Origin of the sequence: Marinobacter sp. (genome assembly GCF_044799475.1) — a bacterium.
Lineage (GTDB): Bacteria > Pseudomonadota > Gammaproteobacteria > Pseudomonadales > Oleiphilaceae > Marinobacter.
Genome location: NZ_CP085217.1, coordinates 2531924 through 2545610 on the forward strand (window position 1 = coordinate 2531924; position 13687 = coordinate 2545610).

Genomic DNA, 13687 nt, shown 5'->3' on the forward strand with positions numbered 1-13687 from the left:
TCCGCGCTGGCTGTTAAACAGTTTTAAATCTGAGCAGGTGAGTAATGAATCAGATCATGGTGTTCTGTCGTTCCGGCTTTGAAACCGAGTGTGGCCGAGAGCTCACTGATGCTGCCGCGTGGCAGGGCATTTTCGGTTATTTTCAATCCAGACCGGGAGATGGATATATCCGGTTTTCTCTTTCGGGAGAGGAAACCCCAGCGGACCTGATGAGCCGCCTTGGTCTTGAGGATCTGGTGTTCGCAAGGGACTGGTTTGAGTGCCTGGTGAATATTGATCTGCCAGCGTCCGATCGGGTTGGAGCTGTGCTGGCTGGGCTCCGGGAACCGGGCATCAACCTTCCGCACTGCAGTCGGCTGGAAGTGCGTATACCTGGCGATAACGTTGATCGGGACCTGGGTAACTTTGCCCGAAAATGGGTGGCGCCGCTTGCCCGGGCACTGCGGGATAGTGGGCTTATGAGCTCGGCGCCGGAGTCAGAGGGCGCAAAACGGCTTGAAGTGTTCCTTCCGGATTTTACCGCCGCCGTGGTCGGCGTGAGCGAGGCAGGTAATCGCTCGCCGTTTCCCGGCGGCATTCCGCGACTCAGGCTGCCTGCTGACGCTCCGAGCCGATCCGCCCTGAAGCTCGACGAGGCCTGGAAAGTTTTTCTGTCGCAGGAGCGCCAGCTGGAAATACTTGGCGGCGGAAGGAAAGCAGTGGATCTGGGTGCTGCGCCGGGAGGCTGGACATCCCAGCTGGTGCGCCACGGAATGCTTGTAATGGCTGTGGACAATGGCCCCATGAACGCCGAGCTGATGGCCACTGGCCATGTCGAACATGTGAAGGCCGACGGTTTTCGCTGGCGGCCGCGCCGGGCGGTGGACTGGATGGTTTGCGATATTGTTGATCAGCCCCGGAAAACAGCAGCGCTGGTGGCAGGCTGGTTTGCCGACAGGCTGTGCCGCTATAGCATTTTCAATCTCAAACTGCCGATGAAGAAACGCTACGAGGAATGGCTGGCCTGCCGCCTGCTGATTGAGGAGCGTCTGGATGCCGAAGGCGTCCATTACCGTTTAAGAGCCCGCCAGCTGTATCATGACCGGGAAGAGATTACCTGCTTCCTGGAGCGGCTGGACTGATCAGCTGTGTTTGAGAACGGTAATCTTCTCGTCCTGATCCATCATGGGCTTGAGGTCCATCATGAGCTGCCTGCGGGCAGATGAGTGGTACCAGCGTTCCCAGTCGGCAATCGAGCGCCAGTTACAGAGAGTGAGACGGTGGTTGGGGTCGTATTCATCCACCAGTGTCTCGCCCGACACGAAACCGGGCGCACCAAGGGCCTGGCGCAGAACTCGCCGGGAGCGTTCCTCATAGGCTGACTCAAGTGTTTCGGCAATATGACGCTCAATCAGTACACGAATCATGATGACCTCGTTCAAGTCCTGGGGGAGATCGTTCAATAATGATATCCGTAAACAACAATTTAGCACGGTCATGCCGTTTGCGACAGGCGCATACCGACGCTGGACAGGGGTTCTGCCCCGGTTGTCCGGCATGGCTGGAAACCGGAGGTGAAGCATGAGTCAGCCGGAGTATGATCTGGAGCTGGATGCCCGCGGCCTGTTCTGTCCCGAACCGGTCATGATGCTCCATGGCCGGGTTGCTGAAGTGCCCGAGGGCGCGGTGTTGCGGGTGGTGGCGACGGACCCGTCCACTACGCGGGATGTGCCCCGCTTCTGCCAGTTTCTTGGGCACGAGCTGTTGGCGGAGCAGCATTCGGAAACGGAGTACGTTTACTTCATCAGGCGGGGGGCGTGAGTGCCCTGGAGAGTGCTCTGGAGGGTTTTGAAAAGACCTGTCCGCTTATTCTGTTATTTTCCAGTACATCAGAGCGCAAGCACACTGCGGGATGCGTCCAGGTGTGCAAGAAACTCATCCCGGTTCATTTCTCCCAGCACTCGCAGTGACCTGGCCTCCTGACCATCGGGACGATAGAACAGAATTGCGGGTGGGCCGAAAAGGCCAAGCTCGTCCAGCAGTGCCTGCTGTTGTGGCGTGTTGTCGGTCAGGTCTATCTGCAGCAGCGTGACAGGGGCCAGAGCCTCAACAACCTGTGCGTCGCTGAACACGTTTCGCTCCATCACCTTGCAGCTGATGCACCAGTCGGCATAGAAATCGAGCATCACCGGTTCGTTGCGGGCTGCTGCCGCAGACAGCTCCCGGCGGATATCGTCCGGGGCCTCGTATCGCTCAAAATCTGCATGCACCGCCTGTGTGCCCTGGGCGTGACTGCTGCCGGCAAACTGGCTCAGGGGGCGAAGGGGGTCGGTGGCACCGGAAAGCGCGCCGGCCAGCAGAGCAAGCCCCCAGGCGAAGGATACCAGTCCGAGTCCTTTCCAGGTCCGCTGCCAGCCGGCGCGAGCCTGATCAAAGGCGCCCAGCTGGACGCCGGTGATAGCCAGCAGCAGGCCCCACAGGGTCAACGAGACCCAGGGCGCAACCATCCGTTCAATGAGCCAGATGGCGACGCCAAGAAGCATGACCCCGTAAAAACCCTTGACCACGTTCATCCAGGGCCCGGTGGTCGGCAGCAGAGTGCGCCCTCCGACGGCGACAAGGATGAGTGGCACACCCATGCCAATTCCCAGGGCAAAGAGTGCAATGCCCCCGGCAACTGCATCCTGGGTTGTGCTGATGTAAAGAAGGCTGCCCGCCAGGGGTGCTGACACACATGGGGATACAATCAGGGCAGACACGGCGCCAATGCCGAAAACGCTGGCCATTCGCCCGCCGCTCAGTCTGTCGCTCGCACTGTTGAGCCTGTCCCTGATAAAGGCTGGCATCTGAAGGTCGTACACATTGAACATCGCCAGGGCAAAGAACACGAAGAGTCCGGCAAATACGCCCAGCACCAGGGGCGACTGAAGTTGTGCCTGCAGATTGAAGCTGGCGCCGAGCAATCCTGTAAGGACACCAGCTGCGGCGTAGGTGAGCGCCATGCCCAGCACGTAACTGATAGCCAGGAGCAGAGCGTGGGTGGTGGTCTGGGTATTGCGGCTGGACACCAGAGAGGAAATGATAGGCACCATGGGCAGAACGCAGGGCGTGAAGGTAAGCCCCAGTCCCAGCGCCAGAAAAATTAGAGCTACAAACCACAGGGATTGCTCTGCGAGAAATCCCGCCAGGCCACTGGCCGAACTGGTATCAAGTTTGGCGCCGGCACCTGCAGAAGCTTGCACCGCGGTTCCGGCGGGGGAGCTGCTGGCGCCATCCCCCGGGTAGTAGAGCATGTCCCGGGTCTGGGGCGGATAGCAGAGCCCCGCCTTGGCGCAGCCCTGGTAAGTGACCGCAAGTTCTGCTTCGGTCATGCCCTCTGGCATCCGGACCGGAACCCGGGCCTCGACAGGCTCAAAAAACACCGTCACCTGGCCGAAATACTCGTCTTGCGTCTCTGTCCCCTCGTAGGAAAAGACTGGCTCGCCTACTTCGACCCCTGGAGTTTTGGCCTCGATGCTGACCCGCTCCCGATAAAGGTAGTGTTCGGGGGCGATTGCCCAGGACAGGATAACGCCTTCTCTGGTGGTGGAATGGCTGAAGGGAAGGGCTTCGTCGACGGGCAGGAATTCAGAGTTGTTACTGCCGAACAGGGATCCCTGGGAGAAAGCCGCGGCGGGCAACAGGAGCGCGGCCAGCAGGAGCAGTTGCAGGACCGTTTGCGGCATGATTGCCCTCTGTATTGCCGGCAAAACATAGCAGGGCTTGGGCATCAGTGGCATGGCTCCATCCTGGTGAGGAATTCTGTCAGAAATCAGATCGGGCCGGTCCGGAAAACGGTCTTCGCAAAGCCGGGGTTACAGAGCTATTATGGCCCCTCCGGAAAGTCTTTCCAGCATTGGTCGACAGGGTGATGGACAGGTTATCAGAAATAAAGTTCCCACTGGCATTGAAGGGCTTAAAGTCGCACAATAGCGGTCGCATGAAACACCATTCAGATGATCTTGTCATGCTGTTTAACGACCTTTTTCGGTCAAGTCACCGAACCATACTGGTCAGAGGCGGCGAAGAGCCGGAATACATTCCTGCCACCGCGCCCGGGAATCCCGCCCGGATCATTTTCGCACATGGATATTACGCCAGTGCGCTGCATGAAATCAGTCACTGGTGCATTGCCGGCAAGTACCGCCGTACCCTTCATGATTATGGTTACTGGTATTGCCCGGATGGCCGTAATGCAGAGCAGCAGAAAGCATTTGAGCAGGTGGAAGTGCGGCCCCAGGCGCTGGAATGGCTGTTTTCGGTTGCTGCCGGCTTCCGCTTTCACATCAGTCTCGACAACCTGACCGGCAGTGGCTGCGGGGATGAGGCCGCCTTCCGGCGAAATGTGAGGATTCAGGCAGGCACTTACCTTCGGGAGGGCCTGCCGGTAAGGGCTGCCAGTGTTCACCAGGCGCTTTTGACATTTTACGGCCGGCAGGGGCTGTTCCGCGACGCGTGGAACCAGGAGTGCCTGTCATCAACAGAGCAATAAGGTAAACAGACCGTTTATGACATCGATGACGGAAACTCCCGAGCACAGACAGGCTTCTTCCGATACTACTGAATCTGCCTCCTCGGCCCAGCGCCCGCAGGTTCCGGTTTCGGAAACCCTTACCCGGTTTACAGAACTGAACCTGGATGAGCGGCTCGCTCATGCAATTGCCGACATGGGATTTGAATTCTGCACTCCCATTCAGGCGGAAACCCTGCCGTACACTCTGGCAGGCAAGGATCTGATCGGTCAGGCCCAGACCGGAACCGGAAAGACCGCCGCGTTTCTGATCAGCGCCATCCAGCGCATGCTCGAGCATCCGATTCCGGCAGGTGATCGCTTCGCCTCCGAGCCACGGGTGCTCGCGCTGGCACCCACCCGGGAACTGGCCATGCAGATCGCCAAAGACGCGGAGGAGCTTTGCGGCTATACCGGCCACAACGTGGTGACCGTGGTCGGCGGCATGAATTACGACAAACAGCGGGACCAGCTTCAGAATGAGGTGGTCGACATCCTCGTGGCGACTCCCGGTCGGCTTATCGATTTCCTGGGCTCCCAGGATGTGTTTCTTGACCAGCTGGATCTGCTTATTCTGGATGAGGCGGACCGCATGCTGGACATGGGCTTCATTCCCGACGTCAAGCGGATCATCCGCAAATGCACCCCCAAAGAGGACCGGCAGACACTGCTGTTCAGCGCCACATTCAATCAGGATGTGCTGAATCTGGCCTCCATGTGGACCCGGGGTGCGGAATTCGTGGAGATCGAGCCGGAGCAGAAAACCGCCGAGCGGGTCAAACAGACCGTCTATTTTGTTGGCCAGGAAGAAAAGCTGACAGTGCTGGTCAATTACCTGAAGCTCAGGAACGTCGAGAAGGCGATCGTGTTCGCCAACCGGCGGGACCAGTGCCGGGATCTGGATGAGGATCTGCGGAACCAGGGCATTACCTCAGCTCTTATGTCTGGTGAGATCCCCCAGAACAAGCGTCTGAAGACCCTGGATCAGTTCAAGCAGGGCGATATCAAGGTTCTGGTAGCAACAGATGTGGCGGGCCGGGGCATCCATGTTGAAGGGGTGAGCCACGTATTCAACTACAACCTGCCGGACAGTGCCGAGGATTACGTCCACCGGATCGGCCGGACGGGTCGCGCTGGCCAGCATGGAATATCCGTCAGCTTCGCCAGTGAAGATGACGCCTTTTCACTGCCCGCCATCGAATCCTACATTGGCCAGAAGCTGACATCCTCAGTCCCCGAAACAGAGCTGATGACGCCGCTGGAGAAGCCTCCCATCGCCCGCCGACGGGGCGGCAACCGGCGCCCGGCACCGTCGCGCAATCAGCGTCCGCGCAGAACCTGAGCGCAAGGAGTCAGACATGCTGATTGTAGCCGATGAAAACATCCCCCTTGTTGACTCTTTCTTTGAAGATACAGGGACCGTGAGGCGGCTGCCGGGCCGCCGGCTGACAGCAGCGGACGTAAAGGATGCCGACATTCTTCTGGTGCGCTCGGTTACCCGGGTCGACGAAGCCCTGCTGAGTGGCAGCAGGGTCAAATTCGTTGGAACTGCCACCATCGGCACCGACCACATCGACGTAGACTGGCTGAAAGAGCAGGGCATCACCTTTGCTTCAGCGCCTGGCTCCAACGCCAACAGTGTTGTGGAATATCTGTTGAGCGTCCTGTCTCTGCATGCGGAGCGTCTGGATCTGCAGGACTGGACGAATCTCAGTGTCGGCATTGTGGGAGCGGGAAATGTTGGTGGTGCTCTCTGGCAAAAGCTTGACCGTCTCGGCATCACCGTTCGCGCGAGTGACCCCTTGCGGGAAGAAAATGAGGCATCGGAAGACTTCAGCTCCCTGGAAGAAGTGCTTTCCTGTGACGTCATCACACTCCACACCCCGCTAACCCATACCGGCAGCCATCCCACGCGACACCTGATTGACGGCCGCCGGCTCGCGGGTCTGACCTCAAGGCAGTTGCTGGTTAACACCAGTCGCGGAGGGGTTATCGACGAAAGCGCCCTCGCAGACAGGCTGAATGCCAGCGACGCGCCCACAGTTGCTCTGGATGTCTGGGAAAACGAACCGGAAATCAACCTCGATCTGCTGAACCAGGTCTGGCTGGCCACGCCCCATATCGCCGGTTACAGCCTTGAAGGCAAGGTCCAGGGGACGGAGATGATCTATCAGGCCCTCTCGCTGTTTCTGGGGCTGCCGGCCAGAAAGCAGTCCGGGCAGTTCATGCCCGAGCCTCCGCTGGGGAAACTTGCATTCACCCGTTCCGCCCATGCGAGGGAAGCGGCGGATATCGCAATACGTGCCTGTTACGACCCCAGACGGGACGACGCCCGTCTGCGTCGTCAGATGGCCCTGGCTCCTGGCGAGCGGGGCAGGGCATTTGACCGGCTCCGCCGGGATTACCCGGTAAGGCGCGAGTTCTCCAGTGTCAAGATTCAGCTCAAAGGCGCCCGCCGTTCACTGCAGGATCAGTTCCGGGCACTGGGCTTCAAGCTCAAACTCTAGGACAGGAAACACTTCAGCACGGGAAGCATGGGCGGCACTGCCGCACAGGCAAGCTTCAGGCGGTCCGGTGACAGCGGCCTTCCCGACTGGAGCTGGACTCTGCCAGAGACTCCAGGGATTTCCGCACCATGGTGTCTGTAATCGGCACCTCGCGGCCATCCGAAAGTACAATCGCAGCGCCGTTCATTGAAGGCTCGTTACTCTGTTCACGTTGCAGCATCACTTTCACTTCCTCTCTCATGGGTTTCTCTCAGCTATTGCTTGCTGTTTTCCCTGAACTATCCCAAGGCTACATTCCGACTGTGTCGGAAATATGACGGCGTTTCCCTGCCGTCGATAATTCACTGTAAATGGTTGGATACCAGACCACAATTCCACTTTGGGACAGGATGGAGGCGATCCGGGCAGGGAGATTACGGGATGGAAGCCGCCTCGAGAGCGGCGATGCGGCGCTCCAGAGGCGGGTGGGTCATGAACATGGCGCGGATGCCGTGGCGCGCGCCCTGATTGATCGCAAAGGCTTCAAGGCTGTCGGGCATCTGGTCTGGAATCCCGCTCTCCCGCTTAAGCCGGTTGAGGGCACTGATCATGGCGGCTTTACCGCCAAGCTCGGCCCCGGCGATGTCGGCCCGGAACTCCCGCCGCCGGGAGAACCAGAACACGATAGTGCTGGCCAGAATACCGAGTACAATCTGGGCCACAATACTGACAACGAAAAAGCCCGGACCGTGGCCGCTTTCATTTTTGAAGACGGCCCGGTCGACAATCGAGCCAATGATCCGTGAGGCGAAGATCACGAAGGTGTTAACCACCCCCTGAATCAGAGCCAGTGTGACCATGTCACCATTTGCCACGTGACCGATTTCGTGGCCCAGAACCGCCCGTATTTCATCCTTGTTGAAGCGCTGCAGCATGCCCTCACTGACGGCGACCAGAGCACTGTTCCGGTTCCAGCCGGTGGCGAAAGCGTTGGACTGGGTCGCAGGAAAAATGGCGACATCGGGCATGCCGATATTGGCCTTTCTGGACAGCTCCCTCACGGTATCGACCAGCCAGCGTTCAGATGCAGTGCGCGGGCTTTCGATGACCTTTGCCTTGGTGCTCCATTTTGCTATGGGCTTGGAAATCAGCAGCGACACAAGGGAGCCGGCAAAGCCGAAAACGGCGGCAAAAATCAGCAGCGATTGATACTGTATGCCGCCCTGAGCCAGATAGCTGTCCACTCCAAGGAGCTGGAGTGTGATGCCAGCCACCAGGATGACGGCGAGGTTGGTTGCAAGAAACAACAGAATGCGCATGAGGCAGTCCTTCCGTTAAATGGGCGCAGTCATTTTACGGGGAATCTTGGGCCGGAATAACATGGCTTCAAGCAGTTAACGGCAATTTAATGGGGCCGGTCAGCTGCGGCTGTCGCTGAAAAAGGTGGCACGTACCACTTCGCTGATACGGCTGGAGCTGCCACTGCGAATGGTTTCGCGGAACAGGTGGATGTGGGTGGAAAAGTCCTCCTTCACGGATGGTGGCGCTTCGGCAGCGGACCTGAGGGCACCAGGAGCCACGCTGGCGGTAAGGGCCTCACTGGCGGGGGAACTCAGGCGAATAAAAGCAGCCTGAGTCAGAACGGCCTGATCCAGCGCGTCCTGATGGATGGTATCGACAAAACGCAGCAGCCCTTCTTCGGCGAGCCAGAGCAGGGCGCCGAAACAGGCCATGTGGCGACGGCTGTGAAGACCGAACTCATCCGGCTCATCCGGCCCGGCGATATCCTCCACAAACAGGTTTACCCTGCGTGGAAAGGCCCCGTAAAGCTGCGTCAGGGCTATGGCAACGTCTCTGTAAAACTCTTCGACATGAATGTCCGCCATCTGGCTGCCTGTTTACTGCTGATAGGTTGAAAGGAAGTGTGCCAGGCGTTTAACGGCGTCTTCCAGCGCGTCTTCCCTGGGCAGAAAGACCACCCTCAGGTGCTGTTTGTCATCAATGTTGAACGCCGAGCCCTGGACCAGAAGAATCTTCTCCTGTACCAGCAGGTCAAGCACCAGCTTCTCATCGTTCTGGATGGGGAAGCGTTTCGGGTCCAGGTGGGGGAAAAGATAGAGCGCCCCTTTGGGCTTCACGCAGCTCACCCCGGGGATATCGTTGAGCAGCGACCAGGCCGTTTCCCGCTGTTCATACAGCCGCCCGCCCGGGGCTACCAGATCCTTGATGGACTGATAGCCCCCCAGGGCGGTCTGGATGGCCAGCTGGGCGGGAACATTGGCACACAGCCGCATGGAAGCCAGCATGTCGATGCCTTCAACCAGATCCCGCGCCTTGTGCTTGGCGCCACTGATAATCATCCAGCCGGAACGGTAACCGGCAGCGCGATAGTTCTTGGACAGGCCGTTGAAGGTAAAAAACAGCACGTCGTCCGCAAGCGAGGCGGTGGATACATGCTCAACGCCATCGTAAAGAATCTTGTCGTAGATCTCATCCGACAGAATGATCAGGTTGTGCTGGCGGGCCAGCTCGATCACCTGCTCCAGCAGCTCTTTCGGGTAGACGGCCCCCGTCGGGTTGTTCGGGTTGATCAGAACGATGGCGCGGGTGCGGGGAGTGATTTTGCTTTTGATATCGTCAATGTCCGGAAACCACTCCTGCTGCTCGTCGCAGCGGTAATGCACGGGTTTGCCACTGGAAAGGGTGACGGCAGCTGTCCACAGGGGATAGTCGGGAGCCGGGATCAGGACTTCGTCGCCGGTGTTGAGCAGGGCCTGCATGGACATCACGATCATCTCGCTGACGCCGTTGCCGAGATAGATGTCGTCGATGTCCACCTTGTCGATGCCACGCTGCTGACAGTAGTGCATCACGGCCTTGCGGGCGGAAAACAGGCCCTTGGACTCTACATAGCCCTGGGCTGAGTGCATGTTGTAGATCACGTCCTGCTGGATTTCTTCCGGTACGTCCAGCTCGAACGCAGCCGGGTTGCCAATATTCAGCTTGAGCACCCGGTGGCCTTCTTCTTCCAGGCGCCTCGCTTCACGCAGAACCACGCCGCGTATTTCATAGCAGACATTGTCCAGCTTGGCGGACTTCTTGTAGTTCTTCATAAACTGCAACTTCCTGAATGAAGTAAGGATGAAGGGCCTATTCTAGCGGAGCCCGGGGCGGTGGTGACAGCCCAATGATGATGAATAGTGATCAAAAATGGCATCGAAGGCAGCAATTTACCGGTGAAAGATAGAACCCATGGCAGGTGGAGGGTGCATCCGCAACAGGCAGTTGCAGATTCAAATTGTGCACAATATAATTGCTGGAAATTAAAAAGGAGAGCAGCATGACAGCGGAATCGCTATACGACATTGAAGTCCGGGGCATTGACGGCACGGCCCGTAAACTTGAGGACTACAAAGGCAAGGCACTGCTGATCGTGAATACCGCCAGCAAGTGCGGTTTCACGCCACAGTTTGAGGGGCTTCAGACACTCCGTACCGAGCTTGGGGACAAGGGCTTCGAAGTTCTGGGTTTTCCCTGCAATCAGTTCATGAACCAGGACCCGGCAGACGATGACAAAATCAGCCAGTTCTGCAGCCTCAACTATGGTGTCGATTTCCCCATGTTCAGCAAGATTGAGGTAAATGGACCCGACACCCATCCGCTGTACAGCTTCCTGAAGGCCCGGGCGAAGGGCCTGCTGGGCTCGGAAAAGGTCAAATGGAACTTCACCAAGTTCCTGGTCAGCCGGGAAGGCGAGGTAATCAGGCGCTATCCGCCCACTGCAAAGCCCGAATCCATCCGTGCTGACATCGAGAAGATACTCTGAGCCATGGCCGACTCTGACCTCCTGGCCCTCGACAATCAGGTCTGTTTCGCCCTGTACGCTGCCAACCGTGCGGTTACTGCCCGTTACCGGCCGCTGCTGGCGGAGCTGGGGCTGACCTATCCTCAATACCTGGTAATGCTGGTGATGTGGGAAAGAGAGGACGGGAAAAGCGCTCTGCGGGTTTCGGATCTCGGCGTTCGCCTCAGGCTTGATTCAGGCACCCTTACACCCTTGCTGAAGCGTCTTGAGGAGCGCGGCTTCCTGAAGAGGAGCCGCAGCTCGCAGGATGAACGGGTGGTGACGCTTGCACTGACGGCCCGGGGCTCGGATCTTCGTGAGCGCGCGCTGGCTGTGCCGGGGCGCCTGCTGTGTGACAGCGGCCTTGAACCGGGCCGGGTTGCCGCTCTCCGGGACGAGCTCCGGGCTCTTCTCAGTCGTCTTGAGGAGGCCGGGTAATCCAGCGCTCGATGGTATCCCGAAGGTCCTGTTTGGCGTAGGGCTTGGTAATATAGTCATCCATGCCCGCTGCGAGACAGTCCTCCCGGTCTCCCTGCATGACGTTGGCAGTGACGGCAATAATCGGCAGGTTCCGCCAGACCGGGTTGTTCCGGATCCGCCTTGCAGCTTCGAAGCCATCCATGACTGGCATCTGGCAGTCCATCAGCACGGCGTCGTAATGGTTCCTGCTCAGTGCGTCCAGCGCCCGCTCACCATTTTCCGCGAGATCAACACTGTAGCCCAGCTTGCGGAGGATGCCGCTGGCGACAATCTGATTGACCCGGTTGTCCTCCACCAGCAGCAGGCGCGCGCCGGACTGCTCTGTCCCGGCGGGACCAGGTGCCGGCAGCGACGCCGGCTGTTCAGGTTGCTCTCCCAGGGCCTGGCGCAGAGTCATCCGCAGCTGGTCCCTGCGCAGGGGTAGCGCCAGCCGCCGCCAGTCACTCTCGGGCGCGTCCAGGCTTGATCCTTCCAGGGCGATCACCCTGTCCGGCGGCCATTGGAGTGCCGCAGCCCGGGCATCCGGATCCGCGGGATCAAGTATCATCAGAAGGGCCCCGGCCGGATTTCGCGGCGCACACCCAGCCTCCCCGGCATTGTGCATCTTTATGCCCCAGGCCTGCAGCTGCTGCGCCAGGGGCCGGCGGTGATTGTGGTCAGGGGCCAGCATGAGGCAGACGCCATGCCTGAGAAGTTCACCGGGAAGCCTTTCCCTCTCCGGTGCAACTTCCAGATCAACGGGCAGTGGCAGAATCACCGTAAACTGGGTGCCCTGTTTTTCCTGTGACTCTACCTGAATCTGGCCGTGCATTCGTTCCACCAGTTGCCGGCACAGGGTCAGGCCAAGGCCGGTGCCGCCATAGCGACGGGTTGTATCTGTGTCCCCCTGTGAAAAGGGTGAAAAAATACGCCTCAGGCTCTCCGGGGACATGCCGATGCCGGTGTCCCTCACCCTCAGTTTCACCTCGTTGCCGGCCAGGCGGGCCTCAATACGGACCTCTCCGGCGTTGGTGAATTTCATGGCATTGCCCAGCAGATTGTTGAGTATCTGCCGGGTGCGGGTGGGATCACCAACGAATCTTTCCGGCAGTGCCGGATCTATGTCCGCGACCACGTCGATGTCCTCTCGCCTGGCCTGCTGGGCATGCAGGGTGGCGCATTCCTCAATCAGCGCCCGCAGGTCGAAGGGGATGGCTTCAAGGTTCAGTTTGCCCGCCTCAACCTTGGATATGTCGAGGATGTCATTGAGCAGGCCCAGCAGGCTCTGGCCGGCATTCAGGGCAATCTCCAGACGGTTTCTCTGGGAGGGCTCCAGTTCGCCATCGAGCGTCAGTTCCAGCATGCCCAGCACGCCGTTCAGTGGCGTTCGGATTTCGTGACTCATACTGGCAAGAAAATTGGCCCTGGATCTGGCCCGCCGCACAGCATCCTCTTTCGCCCGGATCAGGGCCCGGTTGCCCCGCTGGAGAGCCTGGTTCTTGTCGAGAATTTCCCGGGTGCGGTCTTCCACCTTGCGTTCCAGCTTGCCTGAATAGTCCTTCAGTTGACTTTCTGCCAGCCGCAGGCTCTCCAGGGTGGCGCCAAGGGTGTCCAGATGGCGGTTTATGATCTGAACCATCAGGCCTATCTCATCCTGATCATGAGTGGCAGGTATCGGCAGTCGAGCATGCTCCGGAGTCTCCGGCGAAACCTCCCGTAAGCCGTCAATGACCCGGAAAATGGGCCGGGTGAGAACCAGGTAAAACACGACAAGAAGGGCAAACGAGAGCACCAGGCTTTTCAGGAAACCGCTCAGGATGGTGTAGCCGGCACGAGTGAGGAAGTTGCTTCCGTAATGATAAGTGTCAATCGTTATGGCAAGCTCCCCCAGGGGAATCTCTGCCAGTTGTGGTACACGAAGGCTGTCGGAGTAGAACCGCGCGGCTCCGAAAAGCATGTCGCTGAGCCAGCGGTAGTTCGACGGGTTGGTCTTCTGACTGGCCGCGGCCAGAATCCGGCCATCCGGGTCTACGATGCGAGCATCAATGATGGCAGGGTGTTTCAGAAGTCCGGCAAGCAGTTCCTCTGCAAGACGGGCGTCGATGTTGTAGGCAATCTGCGAGGCCGGGCTGTGGGTAATCTGCATCAGCGCCCGGATGTCCTGGTCCATTGCTTCGCGGGCGTTGAAATAATCCAGGGTCACCTGAATGACATTCAGCGCCAGCCCCAGAAGCATGGCAAGGAGCACCGTGTTCCGGGTCAGCCGGAAAGAGAGACGTTTACGAAATGGTGTGTTCACGACCTGTTACATCCCTGTCGTTGTGGCGTGGCTCTCCTGCTGCCAGACAATTCCGCTGCTTGCTGCGAAAT

Annotated in this window: 14 protein-coding genes; 7 read left to right on the forward strand and 7 right to left on the reverse strand. The window is 58.9% G+C overall.

All coding sequences use genetic code 11. From position 1 onward, the window contains the following. Positions 1–44: 44 nt before the first annotated feature. On the forward strand, positions 45–1121 hold the full coding sequence (gene rlmM, locus LG327_RS11725; protein ID WP_404362002.1) for a 23S rRNA (cytidine(2498)-2'-O)-methyltransferase RlmM: 1077 nt from the start codon (positions 45–47) through the stop codon (positions 1119–1121). Here the strand turns inward: rlmM and LG327_RS11730 are convergent, their stop codons facing one another. Then, a complete protein-coding gene (locus LG327_RS11730; protein WP_404369381.1) occupies positions 1122–1406 on the reverse strand; it encodes an antibiotic biosynthesis monooxygenase family protein in 285 nt (94 codons plus the stop codon). A 154-nt stretch (positions 1407–1560) separates the two neighbouring features. On the opposite strand from LG327_RS11730, the gene tusA reads away from it, so the two are divergent. After that, positions 1561–1800, forward strand: coding sequence for a sulfurtransferase TusA (gene tusA, locus LG327_RS11735; RefSeq protein ID WP_404362004.1), 240 nt, complete (start codon positions 1561–1563; stop codon positions 1798–1800). 68 nt (positions 1801–1868) lie between these two features. On the opposite strand, the gene dsbD is transcribed toward tusA, so the two are convergent. Beyond that, entirely contained in the window at positions 1869–3704 is a 1836-nt protein-coding gene (gene dsbD, locus LG327_RS11740) for a protein-disulfide reductase DsbD (RefSeq protein WP_404369384.1), read from the reverse strand. A gap of 254 nt (positions 3705–3958) precedes the next feature. Here dsbD and LG327_RS11745 point away from each other — a divergent pair, with 254 nt between their 5' ends. From LG327_RS11745 to pdxB, 3 genes are read left to right on the forward strand one after another with little or no spacing between them, the layout of a single operon-like run. Continuing rightward, the gene (locus tag LG327_RS11745) at positions 3959–4510 is read left to right on the forward strand and encodes an elongation factor P hydroxylase (protein ID WP_404362006.1); all 552 of its coding nucleotides are present in this window, start codon (positions 3959–3961) and stop codon (positions 4508–4510) included. 16 nt (positions 4511–4526) lie between these two features. Continuing rightward, on the forward strand, positions 4527–5870 hold the full coding sequence (locus LG327_RS11750; RefSeq protein WP_404362007.1) for a DEAD/DEAH box helicase: 1344 nt from the start codon (positions 4527–4529) through the stop codon (positions 5868–5870). A 16-nt stretch (positions 5871–5886) separates the two neighbouring features. Further along, a complete protein-coding gene (gene pdxB / locus LG327_RS11755; RefSeq protein ID WP_404362009.1) occupies positions 5887–7035 on the forward strand; it encodes a 4-phosphoerythronate dehydrogenase PdxB in 1149 nt (382 codons plus the stop codon). A gap of 55 nt (positions 7036–7090) precedes the next feature. Here the strand turns inward: pdxB and LG327_RS11760 are convergent, their stop codons facing one another. The 4 genes from LG327_RS11760 to LG327_RS11775 all read right to left on the reverse strand — a co-directional run bounded on the left by LG327_RS11760 (position 7091) and on the right by LG327_RS11775 (position 10127). Continuing rightward, a complete protein-coding gene (locus LG327_RS11760; RefSeq protein WP_404362011.1) occupies positions 7091–7276 on the reverse strand; it encodes a PA1571 family protein in 186 nt (61 codons plus the stop codon). A 172-nt stretch (positions 7277–7448) separates the two neighbouring features. Then, on the reverse strand, positions 7449–8333 hold the full coding sequence (htpX, locus tag LG327_RS11765) for a protease HtpX (protein ID WP_404362013.1): 885 nt from the start codon (positions 8331–8333) through the stop codon (positions 7449–7451). Positions 8334–8432: 99 nt separating this feature from the next. Then, complete coding sequence (locus tag LG327_RS11770; protein ID WP_404362015.1) at positions 8433–8900, reverse strand: hypothetical protein; 468 nt, start codon at positions 8898–8900, stop codon at positions 8433–8435. A 12-nt stretch (positions 8901–8912) separates the two neighbouring features. Then, on the reverse strand, positions 8913–10127 hold the full coding sequence (locus LG327_RS11775; protein WP_404362017.1) for a pyridoxal phosphate-dependent aminotransferase: 1215 nt from the start codon (positions 10125–10127) through the stop codon (positions 8913–8915). A 227-nt stretch (positions 10128–10354) separates the two neighbouring features. Here LG327_RS11775 and LG327_RS11780 point away from each other — a divergent pair, with 227 nt between their 5' ends. After that, entirely contained in the window at positions 10355–10840 is a 486-nt protein-coding gene (locus LG327_RS11780) for a glutathione peroxidase (RefSeq protein WP_404362019.1), read from the forward strand. Positions 10841–10843: 3 nt separating this feature from the next. Further along, positions 10844–11296 (forward strand): MarR family winged helix-turn-helix transcriptional regulator, encoded by a 453-nt coding sequence (locus LG327_RS11785; RefSeq protein WP_404362021.1) that lies wholly within the window; start codon positions 10844–10846, stop codon positions 11294–11296. On the opposite strand, the gene LG327_RS11790 is transcribed toward LG327_RS11785, so the two are convergent. Beyond that, positions 11271–13616 carry an ATP-binding protein gene (locus LG327_RS11790; protein ID WP_404362023.1) on the reverse strand — a complete coding sequence of 782 codons (2346 nt, stop codon included), beginning with the start codon at positions 13614–13616 and terminating at the stop codon, positions 11271–11273. The genes LG327_RS11785 and LG327_RS11790 overlap by 26 nt on opposite strands. Positions 13617–13687 lie beyond the last annotated feature (71 nt).

What these genes read in the sequence shown, in the direction of transcription:
- rlmM (WP_404362002.1), top strand. Translation starts at nt 45, where the DNA reads ATGAATCAGATCATGGTGTTCTGTCGTTCCGGCTTTGAAACCGAGTGT.
- LG327_RS11730 (WP_404369381.1), bottom strand. Translation starts at nt 1,406, where the DNA reads ATGATTCGTGTACTGATTGAGCGTCATATTGCCGAAACACTTGAGTCA.
- tusA (WP_404362004.1), top strand. Translation starts at nt 1,561, where the DNA reads ATGAGTCAGCCGGAGTATGATCTGGAGCTGGATGCCCGCGGCCTGTTC.
- dsbD (WP_404369384.1), bottom strand. Translation starts at nt 3,704, where the DNA reads ATGCCGCAAACGGTCCTGCAACTGCTCCTGCTGGCCGCGCTCCTGTTG.
- LG327_RS11745 (WP_404362006.1), top strand. Translation starts at nt 3,959, where the DNA reads ATGAAACACCATTCAGATGATCTTGTCATGCTGTTTAACGACCTTTTT.
- LG327_RS11750 (WP_404362007.1), top strand. Translation starts at nt 4,527, where the DNA reads ATGACATCGATGACGGAAACTCCCGAGCACAGACAGGCTTCTTCCGAT.
- pdxB (WP_404362009.1), top strand. Translation starts at nt 5,887, where the DNA reads ATGCTGATTGTAGCCGATGAAAACATCCCCCTTGTTGACTCTTTCTTT.
- LG327_RS11760 (WP_404362011.1), bottom strand. Translation starts at nt 7,276, where the DNA reads ATGAGAGAGGAAGTGAAAGTGATGCTGCAACGTGAACAGAGTAACGAG.
- htpX (WP_404362013.1), bottom strand. Translation starts at nt 8,333, where the DNA reads ATGCGCATTCTGTTGTTTCTTGCAACCAACCTCGCCGTCATCCTGGTG.
- LG327_RS11770 (WP_404362015.1), bottom strand. Translation starts at nt 8,900, where the DNA reads ATGGCGGACATTCATGTCGAAGAGTTTTACAGAGACGTTGCCATAGCC.
- LG327_RS11775 (WP_404362017.1), bottom strand. Translation starts at nt 10,127, where the DNA reads ATGAAGAACTACAAGAAGTCCGCCAAGCTGGACAATGTCTGCTATGAA.
- LG327_RS11780 (WP_404362019.1), top strand. Translation starts at nt 10,355, where the DNA reads ATGACAGCGGAATCGCTATACGACATTGAAGTCCGGGGCATTGACGGC.
- LG327_RS11785 (WP_404362021.1), top strand. Translation starts at nt 10,844, where the DNA reads ATGGCCGACTCTGACCTCCTGGCCCTCGACAATCAGGTCTGTTTCGCC.